The 18348-nt window shown below is 44.7% G+C and carries 14 protein-coding genes; 8 read left to right on the top strand and 6 right to left on the bottom strand.

The genetic code is table 11. The features are described 5' to 3' along the window. Positions 1 to 144: 144 nt before the first annotated feature. Both AC06MN_RS14935 and AC06MN_RS14930 read left to right on the top strand, forming a co-directional pair. Positions 145 to 1620, top strand: a complete 1476-nt coding sequence (locus AC06MN_RS14935; RefSeq protein ID WP_475673174.1) for a TrkH family potassium uptake protein — start codon at positions 145 to 147, stop codon at positions 1618 to 1620. Positions 1621 to 1628: 8 nt separating this feature from the next. Then, a complete protein-coding gene (locus AC06MN_RS14930; protein WP_475673173.1) occupies positions 1629 to 3617 on the top strand; it encodes a glycoside hydrolase family 97 protein in 1989 nt (662 codons plus the stop codon). Positions 3618 to 3720: 103 nt separating this feature from the next. Here AC06MN_RS14930 and recJ read toward each other — a convergent pair whose 3' ends face one another. Then, positions 3721 to 5502, bottom strand: coding sequence for a single-stranded-DNA-specific exonuclease RecJ (gene recJ / locus AC06MN_RS14925; protein WP_475673172.1), 1782 nt, complete (start codon positions 5500 to 5502; stop codon positions 3721 to 3723). Between the two features lie 279 nt (positions 5503 to 5781). On the opposite strand from recJ, the gene purH reads away from it, so the two are divergent. The 4 genes from purH to mreD all read left to right on the top strand — a co-directional run bounded on the left by purH (position 5782) and on the right by mreD (position 9799). Beyond that, positions 5782 to 7299, top strand: a complete 1518-nt coding sequence (gene purH, locus AC06MN_RS14920) for a bifunctional phosphoribosylaminoimidazolecarboxamide formyltransferase/IMP cyclohydrolase (protein WP_475673171.1) — start codon at positions 5782 to 5784, stop codon at positions 7297 to 7299. A 140-nt stretch (positions 7300 to 7439) separates the two neighbouring features. Beyond that, complete coding sequence (locus AC06MN_RS14915; RefSeq protein WP_475673170.1) at positions 7440 to 8462, top strand: rod shape-determining protein; 1023 nt, start codon at positions 7440 to 7442, stop codon at positions 8460 to 8462. A gap of 3 nt (positions 8463 to 8465) precedes the next feature. Next, positions 8466 to 9278, top strand: coding sequence for a rod shape-determining protein MreC (mreC, locus tag AC06MN_RS14910; RefSeq protein WP_475673169.1), 813 nt, complete (start codon positions 8466 to 8468; stop codon positions 9276 to 9278). A gap of 5 nt (positions 9279 to 9283) precedes the next feature. After that, positions 9284 to 9799: a rod shape-determining protein MreD gene (gene mreD, locus AC06MN_RS14905; protein ID WP_475673168.1), complete on the top strand. Its 516-nt coding sequence runs from the start codon at positions 9284 to 9286 to the stop codon at positions 9797 to 9799. 24 nt (positions 9800 to 9823) lie between these two features. On the opposite strand, the gene AC06MN_RS14900 is transcribed toward mreD, so the two are convergent. The 3 genes from AC06MN_RS14900 to AC06MN_RS14890 are packed head-to-tail and all read right to left on the bottom strand — an operon-like array spanning position 9824 to position 11636. Beyond that, on the bottom strand, positions 9824 to 10516 hold the full coding sequence (locus AC06MN_RS14900; protein WP_475673167.1) for an HAD family hydrolase: 693 nt from the start codon (positions 10514 to 10516) through the stop codon (positions 9824 to 9826). A 12-nt stretch (positions 10517 to 10528) separates the two neighbouring features. After that, positions 10529 to 10996: a nucleoside deaminase gene (locus AC06MN_RS14895; RefSeq protein ID WP_475673166.1), complete on the bottom strand. Its 468-nt coding sequence runs from the start codon at positions 10994 to 10996 to the stop codon at positions 10529 to 10531. Positions 10997 to 11000: 4 nt separating this feature from the next. Then, positions 11001 to 11636: an Lcl C-terminal domain-containing protein gene (locus AC06MN_RS14890; protein ID WP_475673165.1), complete on the bottom strand. Its 636-nt coding sequence runs from the start codon at positions 11634 to 11636 to the stop codon at positions 11001 to 11003. A gap of 86 nt (positions 11637 to 11722) precedes the next feature. On the opposite strand from AC06MN_RS14890, the gene AC06MN_RS14885 reads away from it, so the two are divergent. Further along, positions 11723 to 13939, top strand: coding sequence for an alpha-N-acetylglucosaminidase (locus tag AC06MN_RS14885; protein WP_475673164.1), 2217 nt, complete (start codon positions 11723 to 11725; stop codon positions 13937 to 13939). A gap of 2 nt (positions 13940 to 13941) precedes the next feature. Here the strand turns inward: AC06MN_RS14885 and AC06MN_RS14880 are convergent, their stop codons facing one another. Beyond that, positions 13942 to 14757 carry an EFR1 family ferrodoxin gene (locus AC06MN_RS14880; protein ID WP_475673163.1) on the bottom strand — a complete coding sequence of 272 codons (816 nt, stop codon included), beginning with the start codon at positions 14755 to 14757 and terminating at the stop codon, positions 13942 to 13944. A 134-nt stretch (positions 14758 to 14891) separates the two neighbouring features. Continuing rightward, the gene (locus AC06MN_RS14875) at positions 14892 to 16280 is read right to left on the bottom strand and encodes an MATE family efflux transporter (RefSeq protein WP_475673162.1); all 1389 of its coding nucleotides are present in this window, start codon (positions 16278 to 16280) and stop codon (positions 14892 to 14894) included. Between the two features lie 313 nt (positions 16281 to 16593). Between AC06MN_RS14875 and AC06MN_RS14870 the strand changes: the two genes are divergently transcribed. After that, positions 16594 to 18348 carry an FRG domain-containing protein gene (locus tag AC06MN_RS14870; protein ID WP_475673161.1) on the top strand — a complete coding sequence of 585 codons (1755 nt, stop codon included), beginning with the start codon at positions 16594 to 16596 and terminating at the stop codon, positions 18346 to 18348.

The following is an 18348-nucleotide window of genomic DNA, read 5'->3' as shown; positions in this document are numbered from 1 at the left end:
TTAGGAGTTAGGAGTAGTCAGATCGTTGAGCTTGTCGAAACGGCGGTCCAAAGGTGAAAGTTTCATATTTCAAAGTTTCAGAAGTTTCATGGAAAACTGATTACCGAAAACTGATAACCAATAACTAACAACCCTAAAAATTGAATGAGTTTCAAGTTAAAGCTAAATATTCCCATCATTGTCCGCATCGAGGGCTACATGCTGCTCATCGAGGGCTTGTTCATGCTTTCGGTGATTCCTGTGACTTATTTCCATCACGGCCTGAACGCTTTTAGCATTCCGTTTTCTGCCATTTTGACCTTGATGACAGGCTTTATTGCCATTTTCTCAACGCGGAAACACAAAGACCAAAAACCTACTGACCATGAAGGCGTTGTGGTTGTTTCGCTGTCGTGGTTAGTTATGTCGTTGTTTGGCGGTCTGCCCTTTTTGCTGAGCAATGCCGTACCAAATTTCACGGATGCTTTCTTTGAAGCCATGTCGGGTTTCACCACGACGGGTGCCACCATGCTGACCAATATCGATTCTGTGGCGAAAGACATTTTGTTTTGGCGCAGCATGACACAATGGTTGGGCGGTCTTGCCATTGTCGTTTTCACAGTCGCCATTTTGCCTTTCCTGAGCATGAGCGGAATGCAGCTTTTCATTTCCGAAATGAATGGCATAACTTCCGACAAACTGCATCCACGCATCATGCATACGGCGCATAGAATATGGTTTATCTATTTGTTTTTCACTTTATTAGAGACATTGCTGCTTTATTTGGGTGACATGGATTGGTACGATGCCTTGTGCCATTCCATGACGACAATCAGTTCGGGAGGCTTCTCGACCCGCGATGCCAACATGGCGGCTTTTTCCGATTATTCGCAAGTCGTTGTAACGGTTTTCATGGCTATATCGGGCTGTAATTTTTCGCTTCTCCTGCTTTCCGTCAGTTGGAAATCGTTTTCCATTTTCAAAGACCAGGAATTTAAGGCTTTTGTCACTTATATAATAGGTATTGGCACGATCATCGCCTTATCGCTGATTTTCATTTCAAAAATGAGTTTCGGTGCAGCTTTCAGGGAATCGTTTTTCAGCGTCGTTTCGTGCATCACGACAACTGGATTTTTCGTAAGCGATTACATGTTGTGGCCTAATTTCCTGTGGGTCATGTTGTTTATGCTGATGTTTATCGGTGCCTGTTCAGGCTCGACTTCGGGAGGCGTGAAATTGCAACGGCACCTGATTTTCGTGAAAAACACCTACGTCGAATTGAAGCGTCTCATTCATCCCAATGCCCTTATTCCTGTGAAAATCAATAACAAGTCGATTTCCAGAAGCACGATTTACAAGAGCATGACTTTTGTCTTCATTTATTTTCTCGTCTTCATTATCGGTGTCGTGATTTTCCGCATTCTGGGTGTCGATTTCGATACATCCTTGGGCGTTTCCGTCGCCACTTTGAGCAATATCGGCATGGGCATCGGCAAGGTCGGGCCTTACGGTTCGTATGCTTTTCTGCCACAAATCGGGAAATGGGTGCTGATTTTTTTCATGCTTTTTGGTAGGGTTGAGCTTTTCTCGCTTCTAACATTATTCTCTAAAACTTTTTGGAAACAGATAACTATTCAATAATCAATACAATGAAAATCAATACTTTGTTATTATCCGTGATGCTTTTACTTTCGGCAAATCTTTTTGCCCAGAAGCAATTCACGCTGCAATCGCCTGACAAAGACATTACTATAAAAGTGAATGTGGGCGATAATCTGACCTATTCCGTAACGCATAATGGCACTGTAGTTCTTGCCGAATCGGCCATTGCCATGAAACTTGACAACGGAACCGTTTTGGGCGAAAAACCAATTCTGAAATCGGAAAAGACAGTTGAAAACACTGAAAAAATTGCAGCTAACTTTTACAAACGCAACGAAATAGATAATCATTATTGCGAAATGAGCTTGTCTTTCAAAGGCAATTACAGCGTTGTTTTCCGTGCTTACAACGATGGCGTTGCCTATCGTTTCGTGACGGATTTCAAGAAGCCAATCATCATTGAAAACGAAAACGCCGATTTCAATTTTGATGCTGACTATACGGCTCGCATTCCATACGTCAATGCACGCAAAGGCGATGGCGATTTCATTCAGCAACAGTTCTTTACATCGTTCGAAAACCTTTATACTATAACTCCATTGAGTAAAATGGAATCCGATAGGCTGGTTTTTCTGCCGGCTATGGTTGAACTGAAAGATGGCAAGAAAGCCGTCATCACCGAATCGGATTTGGAAGATTTTCCGGGTTTGTTGCTCCGCAATGAAACGGGGAAAACGGGGTTTTCGGCCATTCATGCCGCTTATCCGAAAACGGAAATCCAAGGCGGACACAACAATTTGCAATATGTCGTCACTGAGCGCGAAAAATACATTGCAAAGGTGCAAGGCAAACGCAATTTCCCTTGGCGCTGCATCGTCATTTCCGAAAACGATGCCGAATTGGCCGACAGCGACATGGTTTACAAGCTGGCTTCGCCTTGCCGCGTAAGCGATGTTTCGTGGATTCAACCCGGCAAAGTGGCTTGGGACTGGTGGAACGCTTGGAACATCTATAATGTTGATTTCAAGGCAGGTATCAACAACGACACTTATAAATACTACATTGATTTTGCCAGCAAATATGGCATCGAATATGTCATTTTGGACGAAGGTTGGGCTGTCAATTTGCAGGCTGATTTGATGCAGGTCGTGCCCGAAATCGATTTGCAGGAATTGGTCAATTACGGTAAGGAACGCAATGTGGGCATCGTGCTTTGGGCTGGCTATGCGGCCATCGACAAAGACATGGAAAACGTCTGCAAATACTATTCTGAAATAGGCGTGAAAGGCTTCAAGGTCGACTTCATGGACCGCGACGATCAGAAAGTGGTCGATTTCTATTACCGCATGGCTGAAACGGCAGCAAAATATCATCTTTTCGTTGATTTTCACGGCGCTTACAAACCGACGGGTTTGAGCCGCACTTATCCAAACGTGCTGAATTATGAAGGTGTTTTCGGTTTGGAACAAGCCAAATGGGACAATGATGACGATTTGGTGACCTACGAAGTGACTATTCCTTTTATCCGCATGGTGGCCGGCCAATTCGATTTCACGCAAGGTGCCATGAACAATGCCAACAAAAACAATTTCCGCGCCATTTACACCGAGCCGATGAGCCAAGGTACGCGCTGTCGCCAATTGGCTGAATATGTGATTTTTGAATCGCCGTTCAATATGCTTTGCGACAGTCCGACAAACTATTTGAAAGAAGACGAATGTACGCAGTTCATCGCCAACGTGCCGACAACTTGGGACGAAACGGTTGTCCTCGATGGCAAGGTCGGCGAATACATTGTCGTTGCACGAAAGAAAGATTTCCGCTGGTACATCGGTGCCATTACCAATTGGGAGGAGCGCGATTTGGTCATCGACCTTAAACCATTGAACGGCGGTGCCAAATCGGGACACATTTACCGCGACGGTCCAAACGCCAACAATGTGGCAAAGGATTACGTTTCGGAAACCGCTCAAGTGATGGGCAATAAAGTGAAAGTCCATCTTGCAAAAGGCGGCGGCATGGTGCTGGTTTGGTAATAGGGTTGTAAGATATTGATACGTAGAGACGTAGCGTGCTGCGTCTCTATGTTTTTCCCATTAAATCAATCGAAAAATAATTGAAGAAATTAAAAAACAGCGTTTACAAATCCTCCTTGAACTTGATGTCCTTTACATTCAGTTGCAGCGTGGTTTTGCCTTGCCAGGTGTTGTATTCAAGGTGATAGCAAATGCTGAAAGGTTCGCCACTATGGATGCGGTCATAAAGGTCGCCTTTCGAGAAAGCTATACCAGAGAACGGACTGATTCCCAATTCCTTATCGCCTTCTTGAGCCAAACTCAGTTTCAGGTGGCGATGACCGCCGACGGGACGCGATGCGCCAGTATCGTAAACGTTGTCGGTCCAGAAAATCGGAGCGAGGTTGCCAGGCCCGAATGGTGCAAACTGATTCAGGATGCGCATGAATTTGGCCGTGATGTCGCTGAAATTGATTTTCAGATCGACTTCAATTTCGGGAACTGAATCTTCAGCAGTGAGATTTTCTTGCACATATTTTTCAAAACGACGCTGGAATTCGGCCAGGTTTTCGGGCCGCATGGAAAGTCCTGCAGCATATTTGTGACCACCGAAATGCTCCAGCAAATCGGCGCAGTTGTCGATGGCATCGTATATATCGAAATTCTTGATGGAACGGGCCGAACCTGTCACCAAGTCGCCGGCTTTTGTCAAGACGATGGTCGGGCGGTAATAATAATCGGTAAGGCGCGAAGCCACAATCCCGATGACGCCTTTGTGCCAGTTTTCATTGAAAACGACCGTACTTGCCGCATTGTGAAGTTGCTCATCAGCGGCAATCATGTCGAGTGCCTCTTTCGTGATATTGTTGTCGAACTCGCGGCGCATGTCGTTCAAATCGTTGATGGAAGCCGCAAGTTTTTCGGCGTGCTCCTGTTTATCGGCAATGAGCAGACGGACGGAATCGGAAGCCTTGTCTATACGTCCAGCCGCATTGATACGAGGCCCGATAAGGAACACCAAATCGCTGATTGTCAGTTCTCTTGTCAGGACATTTTCGTCTTCGATGTTTTCGGCATCATCATCGCGGCGACGAATGTTGGCATGTTGCAAGATGGCTTCAATGCCCGGACGCGGACGCTTGTTCAACTGTTTCAGACCGAAATAGGCCAAAACACGGTTTTCGCCCGTAATCGGGACAATATCAGCGGCAATGCTGACGGCGAGCAAATCGAGCAATTCGTAGACCTGTTCCATGGTGCCCAAACCGCGCATGGCCAAAGCCGTAATCAGTTTGAAACCGACACCGCAGCCTGAAAGTTCATCGTATGGATACTGACAATCAGGGCGTTTCGGGTCGAGCACGGCAACGGCATTCGGAATAACATCGCCGGCACGGTGATGGTCGCAAATGATGAAATCGACGCCGCGCTCGTTGGCATATTCCACACGCTCAACGGCCTTGATGCCGCAGTCGAGGGCAATGACCAGCTTGAAACCATTATCGGCGGCATAATCAATGCCCTTGTGTGAAATGCCGTAACCTTCGTCGTAACGGTCGGGAATGTAAAATTCAATCTTTTTCTTCTTGAAGAATGGCTTGAGGTAAGTGTAAACTACTGCTACAGCGGTAGTTCCGTCAACATCATAGTCACCGTAAACCAAAACCTTTTCACCATTATTAATAGCGCGAAGCACACGCTCAACGGCTTTGTCCATATCCGTCATCAGGAATGGATCGTGCAGCTGCGACAGCGAAGAGCGGAAAAAGATTTTCGACTCTTCGTAGTTGGTAATTCCACGTTGGACAAGCAAAGTGGCAAGGTTCTCGTCAACATTGAGAACCTTCATGATTTCAGCAACTTGCTGAGCATCAGCCTGTTTGTTTAAAATCCACTTTGTTTCCATCGCATAATTTTGAATTTGTAAAAATAAGAAGAATTTCCTTTGCTCCAAGTATGATTTTTATTTTAGAATGATTTTTATCTTTAAAATGTTGATTTTTAGTGAAATAAAAATTGAATTATTTTGTTTTTCTATATAACGTCTAAAAAACTTCCATTTTTTCTTCCATTTCAAACAAAATCAGGCTGTTGATATTTTGTTTAAAAAAAAAGCAAAATGCCGTTGCGCGATTGCCATATTTTTAATAATCTTGCATAATTATTCTCATTAAAATCTTGTACCTTGAAGAAAATTAGAACTGCTTTAATATCAGTATTTTACAAAGATGGCATCGATACCATCGTCAGTTTGTTGAAACAAAACGGAGTGCAGATTTACTCCACGGGAGGCACTTACGATTATATAAAACGCATCGACGACTCGGTGAAAACCGTCGAATCGCTCACGGGTTACCCGTCCATTTTGGGCGGTCGCGTGAAGACTTTGCACCCCAAAGTGTTTGGCGGCATTTTGGGACGCACCCAGTTGGAATCCGACCAAAAGGAGATGCAGGATTACGAAATTCCGGCTTTTGACCTCGTCATTGTCGACCTCTATCCTTTCGAGGAAACCGTCGCCACCACCGACGACCACAGCCGAATCATCGAAAAAATCGACATCGGCGGCATTTCGCTGATTCGCGCCGGTGCAAAGAATTTCAACGATGTAGTCATCGTGCCTTCAAGAAAATACTATGGCGAATTAATTCAACTGCTTGAAAACCAGAACGGAGAAACATCACTTGAAGACCGCCGCCGTTTTGCAACCTACGCTTTTGGCGTGAGTTCGCACTATGACAGCGCCATTTACAATTGGTTTGCCAAGGATGACGAAAGCCAGCAACTGAGGGTTTGTGAAGAAGAAGGAACGCCCCTGCGCTACGGCGAAAACCCGCATCAGAAAGGCACTTTCTATGGCGACATCAACGGAATGTTTGAAAAACTGCACGGCAAGGAACTGTCGTACAACAATCTGCTCGACCTTGATGCCGGCTTGAACCTCATCCGCGAATTTGATGAACCGACTTTTGCCATTTTGAAGCATAACAATCCATGCGGAACGGCTTGCCGCCCAACTGTCAAGGAGGCCTACCTGGATGCTTTGGCCGGCGACCCGGTTTCGGCATACGGCGGCGTGTTGGTTTGCAACCGTCCAATCGATTTGGATGCTGCGCAAGACATCAACAAGCTGTTCATTGAGGTCATCGTGGCTCCTGAATATGAGGAAGGTGTCCTTGACATTCTCTTCTCGAAGAAAAACAGGGTCATTCTGAAACTGAAAGCCGACCAATACAAGGCTAAAGTCGTGAAGACGGCCTTGAATGGCTATCTGGTTCAGGACCGCGACCTGCACACCGAAACTGCCGACGATTTCAAAGTCATCACGACAAAGGCCCCGACTGATGCCGAAATCGAAGACATGATTTTTGCCAATAAGATTGTGAAACACAGCCGCTCAAACGCCATTGTCCTTGCCAAGGGCAAGCAACTGTGCGCTTCGGGAATCGGCCAGACATCGCGTGTCGATGCACTGAAACAAGCCATTGAAAAGGCAAAGTCATTCAATTTTGATTTGAACGGCGCAGTTTTGGCTTCCGATGCTTTCTTCCCATTCAAGGATTGTGTGGAACTGGCTCACGAAGCTGGCATTACGGCTATCGTTCAGCCTGGCGGTTCGGTCCGCGACCAGGAATCCATCGATTGCTGCAACGAAAACGGCATCAGCATGGTGTTTACCGGTTATCGTCACTTCCGTCATTAATTATAATTGGTTTTCGGTTTTCAGTTATCGGTTATCAGTTTACAGTTATCGGTTGTCCAAAAGTCTAATAATCAAATATTAAATTTTTAAATTTTAAATTATTGAATCTTTAAATCATTGAATAATAAATAATTGATAAAATGGGAGCTTTTTCATTCCTAAATAAAGAAATTGCTATCGACTTGGGTACGGCCAACACGATCATTATCTATAACGATAAGGTTGTGGTTGACGAACCTTCCATCGTAGCCTTGCAACGTGACACGAAAAAAATCATAGCCGTCGGTAAACGCGCCATGATGATGCATGGAAAGACACACGAAAACATCAAGACCATCCGTCCGCTTCGTGACGGCGTTATCGCTGATTTTCAGGCCGCTGAATACATGATGCGCGAAATGATCAAGATGATTAATTTCAAGAATACCCTGTTTCCGCCTTCGCTGAAAATGGTCATCTGCATTCCTTCGGGCATTACCGAAGTGGAGGAACGCGCCGTTAAAGATTCGGCTGAACAGGCTGGCGCAAAGGATGTTCGTCTGATTCACGAACCTATGGCTGCTGCCATCGGTATCGGCATTGATGTGCTTGAACCCGCCGGCAACATGATTGTTGACATAGGTGGCGGTACTTCCGAAATTGCCGTCATCGCTTTGGGCGGTATCGTCAACAACAAGTCAATCCGTATTGCAGGTGATGACTTTACGGCTGATATTGAGGAATATATGCGTAAACAGCACAACATTATCGTTGGTGAACGCTCGGCTGAGCGCATCAAGATTGAAGTCGGTGCAGCCGTTCCGCAATTGGACAATCCGCCAGAGGATTACGCCGTTCAGGGTCGCGATATGCTGACAGGTATTCCTAAGGAAATCAAGGTCAACTATTCGGAAATCGCTCATTGCCTTGACAAGAGCATCATGAAGATTGAAACCGCTGTTCTGAATGCTTTGGAACAAACTCCGCCTGAACTTTCGGCTGATATTTACCGCACGGGCATTTATCTGACAGGTGGCGGTGCTTTGCTCCGTGGTTTGGATCAGCGTCTCAATGCCAAGACAAAACTGCCTATCCACGTTGCCGAAGACCCGCTTCGCGCCGTGGCTCGCGGCACGGGCATCGCTTTGAAGAACTTCGACCGCTTTACATTCCTTATTAAATAAGGTATGTGGAATCTGATTCGGTTCATACAGAAAAATCACTTCGTCATTCTTTTCATAGTTCTCGAAGTGATTTGTATTTTGATGCTTTCTCGAAGTCAGAACTATCACAAGCAGGCCGTGATGAACACGACCAACAATGTGGTGGGAAAGATTTACGAATGGGGCAGCGATGTGGGTAACTATTTCCGTCTGAAAAAGACCAACGAGCAACTTGCCGAGGAAAACGCCCTGCTTCGCCAGCAGTTGTCAATTGCTGTCGACACGGCTCAAAGCACTCATATAGTGAATGAGCGCGACACGCTTTATGAATACATTCCGGCCCAAGTGGTGAACAACAGCATCAATCAGGCGAAGAACTACATCATCATCAACAAAGGTGAAAACGATGGTATTATGCCCGACATGTGTGTGGTTTCGCCCGATGGCATCGTGGGTGTGGTTTTGGATGTGAGTTCGCATTACGCCACCATCCTTAGCCTGTTGCACAGCAATTCGAGTGTCGGCGTGAGTTTCAAAAAAAACCAAGAACTGGCCACCTTGAAATGGACGACCAGCAACTACCGTTACGGCATGGTTGAAGACATTGCCACGCACCTTGTGTTTGTGCAGGGCGACACCGTTTTGACGGGTCCGAATTCCGAGATTTTCCCGAAAGACCTGATGGTGGGAACCGTTGAAGAATTGTATCAGTCGCCGAGTGGCGACCTGAACCGCGCAAAAATCAAGTTCTCAACGAACTTCGCCACTTTGCGCCATGTGTATGTCATTAGGAACCTGTATGCCACGGAGCTAGACTCACTCAGAGCAAAATTCTAAGCGCTATGAACAGAACGATAATAAATATCATACGATTTGTGGCATTGGTGCTGTTTCAAGTGCTGATTGTCAATCATATCCGTTTGGGCGGCTATGTGCATCCTTACGTTTATGTCTTGTTTGTCATGCTTTTGCCCATCAATATGCCGAAATGGCAACTGCTGTTTTGCGGTTTCGGCATCGGGCTGGCTGTCGACCTGTTTTCGGGCACGCTCGGACTTCATGCCGGTGCCACCACGCTGATGGCGTTTTGCCGTCCGGGCATCATAAAATTCGTTTCCGGGCGTCAGAAATTCGAAAGCATTCAGGAACCTAATTTGAGTCAGTTAGGACTTGTGTGGTTCATCAGATATTCCGTTTGCATGGTGCTGGTACATCATTTCGCGCTTTTCGTGCTCGAATCGTTCAGTTTCAGGCTGATGGGTCAAGTGCTGCTACGCATTTTGCTCAGCGCACCTGTGACGATTTTCCTGATAATCATGATTTTATATTTGTTTAATTCGAGTAAGAAAAGAGAGTGAGATAAATCAAGATTAACGGTAAGTTCACAATAATTCCGGCAATTCAGCCAGACTCTTAATCCTTGCCATGCGCGGATGCTCGAAGTCTTCGGTCACTTCGTGCTGCCACATCACTTCAAAAGGAACGTGAACGGCAAAAGCCCCGATTTCCAATGCCGGCCTGATGTCTGATTTCAGCGAATTGCCCACCATGAGCAGTTCTTTCGGATTGATGTTCAGGTCTTTGCATAAATCCAAATATTGCTTTTCCTTTTTGTCGGACACGATGACGACCTTTTCAAAATAAGGCAGCAAGCCTGAGCGTTGCAGCTTGTGTTCCTGGGTCAGAAGTTCGCCTTTGGTGAAAAGCACCATGCGGAATTTGCCTTTCAGCGCCGACAAACCTTCTTCAACGCCCGCCAAAGGCGTGGCTTTCAGGTGCAGCAGCGACCTGCCTAAATTGAGCACTTGCAGAATTTCATCGTCGGTGGCTTTGCCTTTCGATACCTTTATGGCATTCTCGACCAGTGAAAGCGTGAACGCCATGGCACCGTAACCGTAATCTTCCATATTGGCCATTTCGGTGGCAAAAAGGCTTTTCGAGACTTCTTCAGCAGGAGCATATCTTTCAAGCACACGACACATGTCTTTCTCAACTTGCTGAAAATGAGATTCATTATCCCATAAAGTGTCATCGGCATCGAAAGCAATGACTTTGATATTTTGGAATATGTTCATTTCTAATTTTGTTTAATACAATTCATGTTGCATCGATGAATACTGCGCAAAAAGTTCTAGGCAGGCTTCACGGTCGAGTTCCTCCATAAAATGGGTGAGTTTGTCTCTGCCGCTGAAAATCTGGTCGAATTTGTCGTCGCGGAAGCCAATCATGCCGTTGTCTTCGATGGTGCAGCCGTAATAGATATGGTCGATGTTGGCCCACATACAGGCGCAAAGGCACATGTGGCAAGGCTCGCCGGTGGTGTACAAAGTGCAGCCCATCAGGTCGAAAGTGCCTAAAACGGCGGCAGCGTGTCGGATGGCATCAATTTCGCCGTGACAAGTCGGGTCGTTGTTTTTCAAAACTTTATTATGTCCTCGGCCAATGACCTCGCCGTCTTTGACGATGACGGTGCCGAAAGGCCCTCCGTGGCCTTCGTTGATGCCCAAAAGGGCTTCGTCGATGGCCATTTGCATGTATTTGTCTGTCGCTAGCATAAAATCAGAATGATTTGATGGCTCTAACGTAATGTTGATAGGTCTTTAAGGAGTCGCATAATGCCATTTCGCCATGATTTTCTTGTTCTGAAAAAGCATATTTTGCGCTGATTTCCGTACTTGACCAATAGGTTTTGTTTTTCAAAGTCGGATAGCCCAAGGATGTAAGTGTCTGATTGACTTTTTCTTGGTTGAGTATCAGGTTTCTTAACTCATTTTTTGCAGGCAGATACCATTGTTTTGACTGAATCTGTCCGTTGGTGTAGTTTGAGTTTTTGTTTACCGTCCAAGCCACAGCAGGGAAATTCTCTTTCCAATTCGGTTTTGTAACAATGGCATTGGCGTTATTCCAGCCGTCTGAAGCATTGGTTGCATAAGTGTTTGTCGACAATTGACTTTCGACACACCAAGCAAGACGTGCCTCGTCAAACGAGACTATCAGGCCGTGTTTGCCACCCGAATTAGTCTGAAAAACAATGCCTTGGTTTTTGTAACATTCTCCAATACTGTAAGTCGGAACATCGTTCCCGCTTTGATTGTTGTCATCATTGTTTTCGTTATTGCTGTTGTTAGTGTTGTCCTTGTGGCAGGACGAGAAGGCCATCATAATGGCGCAAAGTAAAATCATGTATTTTTTCATAGTTGATGAATTTTCGTCAAAAATACTAAAATTCTGACATTCCTATCATTCAGATTCTTATTTTTGTGCATCAAAATAATTTCGCTATGAGAAGAAACTTACTTTTTGCCTTTATCGGACTTTTGCTCTGCGTTTCATGCGCAAGGCCAGAAACGGATTCTGAAATCATCGCCATGCAAGGTTTGCTGAACCGCGTTGTGCCTGATTATGCCGACAAATTCAAATTGGAACGCATTGAAAACGACAGCGTTGACTGCTTTGAATTGGAATCGGTCGGACGAAAAATCGTCATCCGTGGCAACAACGCCAACTCAATGGCCGTGGGCTTGAACCATTACCTGAAATACTATTGCAAGGCGCAATATTCGTGGTTTGAGGCCGACAAGTTGGAAATGCCAGCCGAACTTCCATCCATTCCTGAAAAAGTGAGCGAACAGGCAAGAGTTCCGGAACGTTTCTTCCTAAATTACTGCACTTACGGCTACACCATGCCTTGGTGGAGTTGGAACGAATGGGAACATTTCATCGACTGGATGGCTCTGAACGGCATCAATCTGCCTTTGGCCATTACGGGACAGGAAGCCGTGTGGTACAAAGTCTGGAGCGATCTCGGTCTGACCGACGAGGAAATCCGCAGTTATTTCACCGGGCCGGCGCATTTGCCTTGGCACCGTATGCAGAACATCGACCGCTGGGGCGGTCCCTTGCCGATGTCGTGGCTCGAGAATCAGGAGGCCTTGCAAAAGCAGATTGTTGCCCGTGAGCGTGAACTCAACATGAAGCCCGTGCTGCCAGGTTTCGCAGGTCATGTGCCGGCTTGCATCACAAGGATTTATCCCGATGCGCCTTTGGCTTCGTTGGGCGATTGGGCTGGTTTCGACAGCATCTGCTGGTGCAAGTTCCTCGACCCGATGTCGCCTTTATACACTGAAATCCAGCAGAAATTCATCGCTGAAGAAACGGCCATGTTCGGCACCGACCATATCTATGGCATCGACATTTTCAATGAAATGATTCCGCCGAGCTGGGAGCCTGATTATCTGGGCCGTGTCAGCCGTCAGGTGTATGAATCGCTTGCCGCCGCCGACCCCGATGCGCGTTGGCTGCAGATGACTTGGCTGTTCTGGAACGAGCGCCAGTATTGGGAAGTCGACAATCGCATTGAGGCATATATCACTTCTTTTCCGAAGGAAAAACAGCTTCTGCTCGACTATTATTGCGACCGTCAACCAGTGTGGGAGCGCACCGATTCCTATTACGGCGTGCCTTACATTTGGTGCTATTTGGGCAATTTTGGCGGCAATTCAATGTTGGTCGGAAACCTCGACACCATCAATGCAAGGATTGAACGCGCTTTCGACAAGGGTGGCGACAATTTCTGCGGCATTGGCTCCACTTTGGAAGGTTTCGACTGCAATCCTTTCATGTATGAATACGTTTTTGAAAAGGCTTGGACGGGCGATTTGCACACCGACAAGGTAGCCTGGATTGAAAAACTCGCCGACCAACGTGCCGGAAAGGAAGACCCGAACATGCGCGAGGCTTGGAAACTCTTGACCGACAGCATCTATAACTGGCCTTCGACGCCTGGCCAGTGCGTGATGGTCAATGCGCGGCCAACGATGGGCGCTTATCGTCAGTATTATGTCAATCCGCGCTACAGATACAACAATCTTGATCTGCTGAACGTTTTGGACAAACTGCTTGCCGTTGATAGCGATAGCCGTGCTTTGCATTTCGATGTGGTGAACGTCACGCGCCAAATGTTAGGCAATTATTTCAGCGATTTGCAAAAGAAATATGTGGCGGCATATAAGGATGGCAATTATGAAAAACTGCATGAAAACGAAGCCATTATGACTGAAATCCTTGATGATCTGGACACCTTGCTGAACACTGAAAGCGCATTTTTGGTCGGCAAATGGATTGCAGATGCATGCGCCATCGGCATCACCGATGAGGATAAGGATTATTTTGAAAGCAACGCCCGCAACCTCATCACGACTTGGGGCGAGGAAGATGCATTGCTCAACGAATACGGCAGCCGCTCATGGGCCGGTTTGACCAAGACTTATTATGCCTACCGTTGGAAGGAATTCTTCAAGGATGTCGATGCTGCCATCGAAGCCAATGTGCCGTTTGATGAAGAGGCTTACCACAAGCGCATTTGCGCATACGAAGGTCAATGGTGGCGCGAGCGTCTTTATGAGTTCAATGCCGAGCCCGTTGGCGACGGAAAGGCTATCGCCAGCGAAATTGCTGAGAGATATAGAGATAGACTTTCTGCAAGATACGGAAAATAATCTTACACAAACCACTCTACCACAGCGCGACGCTGGTAGTTTTTCTCCAATTCCGTCTTATGGTAATTGTAGTTCGGGTCGTTGAAATGCTTGGCGTGGGTCGGACATTTCTTGACGCAAGCTCCGCATTTAATGCAAATGCCCGTTACTTCCGCGACGTTTTCCGGATTGATGGAACCCATCGGGCAGACCTTCACGCATAAGCCGCATTTTACGCAATCCTCTGAAGTCAAAGGCTTTACCTTGCGAATGTCGAAACTATTCTGTTGGGCATCCTTTGGCTGATAATGCTGCCGATATGGATAGGGCACGCCTTTGATTTGTGGCTTCGACAAGTCGTTTCGCTTGACTTTTTCAGCGACTAATTGGGCAAATTCCGCAGCCTTTTGCAAGTCATCGGCATCGGGACGGCCTGCCGCCAAAGTGGTTGAAAACGAATGTTCGCCAACGAAAGCGCCGCCAGCAATGACTTTCATGCCGCTGTTTTCCAAGATGTCGGTGGCTTCCATCAGGGCGTCATCGAAATCGCGGTTGCCGTAAACTGCTATGGATAAAGCTATTGCGCCGTTGCCTTGCATCGTGTTCAGGTATTTCACCAACACATTTGGCACACGGCCGGCATAGACGGGAACACCAAAAACAACAAAATCCGTTGCTTCAAAAGCCATCGGTTCCTGACGGTTTTGCAAGAGTGTGAAGTCAAGTTCCTCTGATGGAACATTCAATTCGTTGGATAAAGTGGCAACAATTTGACGGACAACTTTTTGCGTTGTCCCCGTTGCGCTAAAATATATGGCTTTTATTTTGTTAATAGTCATTTTCTTTGTTTTATTGGCTCCTGGCTGTTGGCTTTTAGCTACTGGCATAATTGTTCATAATCAAAAATCTTACTTATATGTTAAGGATTTGTTGAGCCAAAGGCCAGTTGCCAGAAGCCAAAAGCAGTTACTTGTCATTTTCTTTGCCTGTTTACGATTTCAGCAACCGAGAACACTCTCCTTTGGGTCAACATCAAAACAAAAGCGAGAATGGCACCCAAGGTGTCGGCTATCGTCATCGATGACCACACGCCCGTCAAACCTGATTGGTTGAGGTTGAGGAAAATATTCGGAACGATGTAAATAAGTGGTATCAGGAACAAAACCTGACGCGAAAGGCTGGTCACAATGGCAATCCAAGGCTTGTCGATGGACTGGAAGAATTGTGAATTTGTAATGGTGAAACCGACCAATGGGAACATCACCATCATGAAACGCATGGCAGGAATGCCGATTTCGATAAGGTTGGCTTCCTTGGTGAAGGCGCGCAACAGAATGTGCGGGATGGAAAGCGCCAGAATGGAACCCACCAAACCGACAAGCACGTTGGCAATCATGGTGAGTTTGTAAACTTCCTTCAAACGATTTGGATGGCCTGCGCCATAGTTATAGCCCGCAATCGGCTGCATGCCTTGGCAGAGGCCAATCATCAGCAGGATGCAGATGCTGCCGAATGAATTGACGATGCCGTAAGCACCTACGGCCAAGTCGCCGCCAAAACGGATGAGCTGGCTGTTGAGCAATGCCACCACAGCCGAAGCCGCCAAATTCATTGAAAATGGGCTGATACCAATCATCAGGATGTTGCGGAAGATGTATAATTTAGGTGCCCAGGCATGTCTCTTGAAACGGATGAAAGATTTCTTTTGGAAGAAATGCCAAACGGAAGCCACTGAACTACAAGCCATTGAAATTGTCGTCGCCCAAGCTGCACCGGCAATGCCCATATCAAGAGCATAGATGAAAACGGCATCGAGAATGATGTTCAGGATGGCACCACCGGCCAGAATGAACATGGATTTTGTCGGATAACCCGAAGCGCGAATCAGGCCAGTCAAATTGAAAGTGACAGTGGTGAGGAACATGCCGGGAATGACGATAACCATGTATTCGCGAGCAAAGGCGATGGTTTCGTGCGTTGCGCCAAACATGGTCAGAATCTTATCCATGAAAATGTATGAGAAAGAGGTGAACAAGGCACCGAAGAAAAAAGTCAGCAAAAGGCTGTTACCCAATATTTTCTCTGCCCAACGCACGTCTTTTTGTCCCAAAACGATTGACATTCGTGCCGACGAACCTGCACCAACCAACGAGCCAAAAGCATGGATGATGTTCATAATCGGCATGGTGATGGCCAAACCCGCAATGGCCAACGAACCAACACATTGTCCTAAAAACACGCGGTCGACAATGTTATAGACCGATGCAATCACCTGACTGATGATGGCAGGCAGGGCGTAAATCCATAATAAGCGTTTTATGCTTCTGGTTTCTAATTCTTTAGTCTTATCCAACTGTTCCATTCTTCACTATTTTGAGGGCGCAAAATTACGGAAAATTGAGGTTGGAAACGCAAATTATCACGAATGAAACGATAATTTCTGTCTGACTTCAAAATAATGCAAGTAATTGTTTGGAACGTAAAGACGCACGACCGTGCGTCTTTACGTTCCACCAAATTTTGATAAACCTGTAAAAGTTTTCAATAAATCAAAACTTTTTCTAAAGTATCCTTTGCCAAATCGAAAAATTCTTCGTAGTTTTGCAATCAAAACCACTCGTATATATGCATATACATATAACGACATAGAGAAATAGTAATAAATTCCAATGAAAATGAAAAAAGTTAAACTCCCTGATAACACTATAGAAATAAGATCTGATCTTTCTTCTATAGAATCAATAAAAGAAATTCTAAAAGCTGCAAGTGGCTTCGTAGATGAGGGAAAGTTCCTTGAAAATTGGTGTCCTCAAATAATCTATCGTGGTGTAAATCAACTATACAAAACAGATAGGGTGGCTACAGATGATCCTTCTAATGATGAAATAAAAATATGTTCTGGACTTTCTGTAAAATTACAAAAACGATACGACAGTCAAAAATATAGTAAAGGAGACTATCTGAATGAACTTGAAAAGATCATAAACGATGCAAAATTGTTATACCCTTCTATGTATGATAACATGTCTGATTTAGATATACTTGCTGACATCCAGCATAAGGGTGGGGCAACTTGTTTAATTGACTTTAGTAAGAATATTTTCACAGCATTGTGGTTTGCTTGTCAACCATCTTACTATGACGAGCGTGAGATTGATTCAAGTGATGAGAATGTAATTGATGAGGAAGCCTTTGCATATCTGTTTTGTTATGACATAAAATATGATATGTTTGTCAACAACGCTGTGCGGTTTTTAACTGTAGAAGAAAACTCAAAACCTATAGGGAAACTGCTTACCAATTCATATAGATGGTCTAACGTATCATCCAAAAATTTAGAAAATCGGTTTTATTTATGGGAGCCATCTTCCATTAATAGTAGGATAATAATGCAAGACAGCATGTTTCTGTTTGGTTTAGAGACCTTTCATTTTAATCCCAAAAACCATAGGGTTTTAGCTATAAAAATTTCGAGGGGACAAAAATCAATAATAAGGCAGGCTCTTAATACATATTTTAATATTAATGAATATACAATATATCGTGATGAGGTAGGATTTGCGCAGTCTCGTAACAAACTGAAAGTAACAAACGATTCAAAAGACACTTGCGATCTCTATCACAAAGGTATTGAAGCTGAATTAGAAGGTAGATATGATGTCGCAATAAAGATGCTAACACTCTTCTTTCTTAATAAAAACAAAGAAAAGAGGTCTGATGAGGAATCTTATGGTATACTTTTAGATGCTAATTTTTCAATGGCGACTTGTTACAAAAACCGTTATAAACAAACCGAAGATTTCAATGATTTAAACTCAGCCATCCATTATTACGAGAAATCTTCTGATAATTATTCAAAATTAAACAATCTGACTGAATTTGAAAAATCATACTATAATAATAAACGGCTAAGGGCACAAAGTGAAATCGTTCACCTCTGTTATAAAAACAAAGATTATAAAAAAGCGATATTGATTTGTCAAAATTTGTACAAAGATAGTACAAACTCAGAAACAGATAAATATAAATATATACTTACACAAAAAGAAATGGTTTTGCTTTCTAAGATGGACGAAGTTCCCATTGAGGAGAAATATATCATAAAAATAAAAGAAGATGAATTTATATCTGAGAATGGTACATTTCATCTTATCTATACATTATACGATATTATAGATAATATTATTCAAGGGAAAAATGAAAATGATAAGGAAGAAGAACTCCTTAATTTAATAAAAGATATCAAACAAAAGAATCCATCCGAAGGATTGTTTATATGGAATGTAAATTCGATTGAAAAGGAATATAATAGTTTTGCGAACACAAAGAATAAACAAAATAATCAACCCCAAGATGTTCGGTTAAACGAATTGTTCGTTGAATTCGAGGAATACTTGAATTATGTTGAATGTCAACTTCAATCTAAATAA

The sequence above is a fragment of the Candidatus Limimorpha sp. genome, from assembly GCF_056203535.1.
Note: the sequence above shows the minus strand (reverse complement) of the source record. Positions and strands in the feature narration are given on the sequence as shown.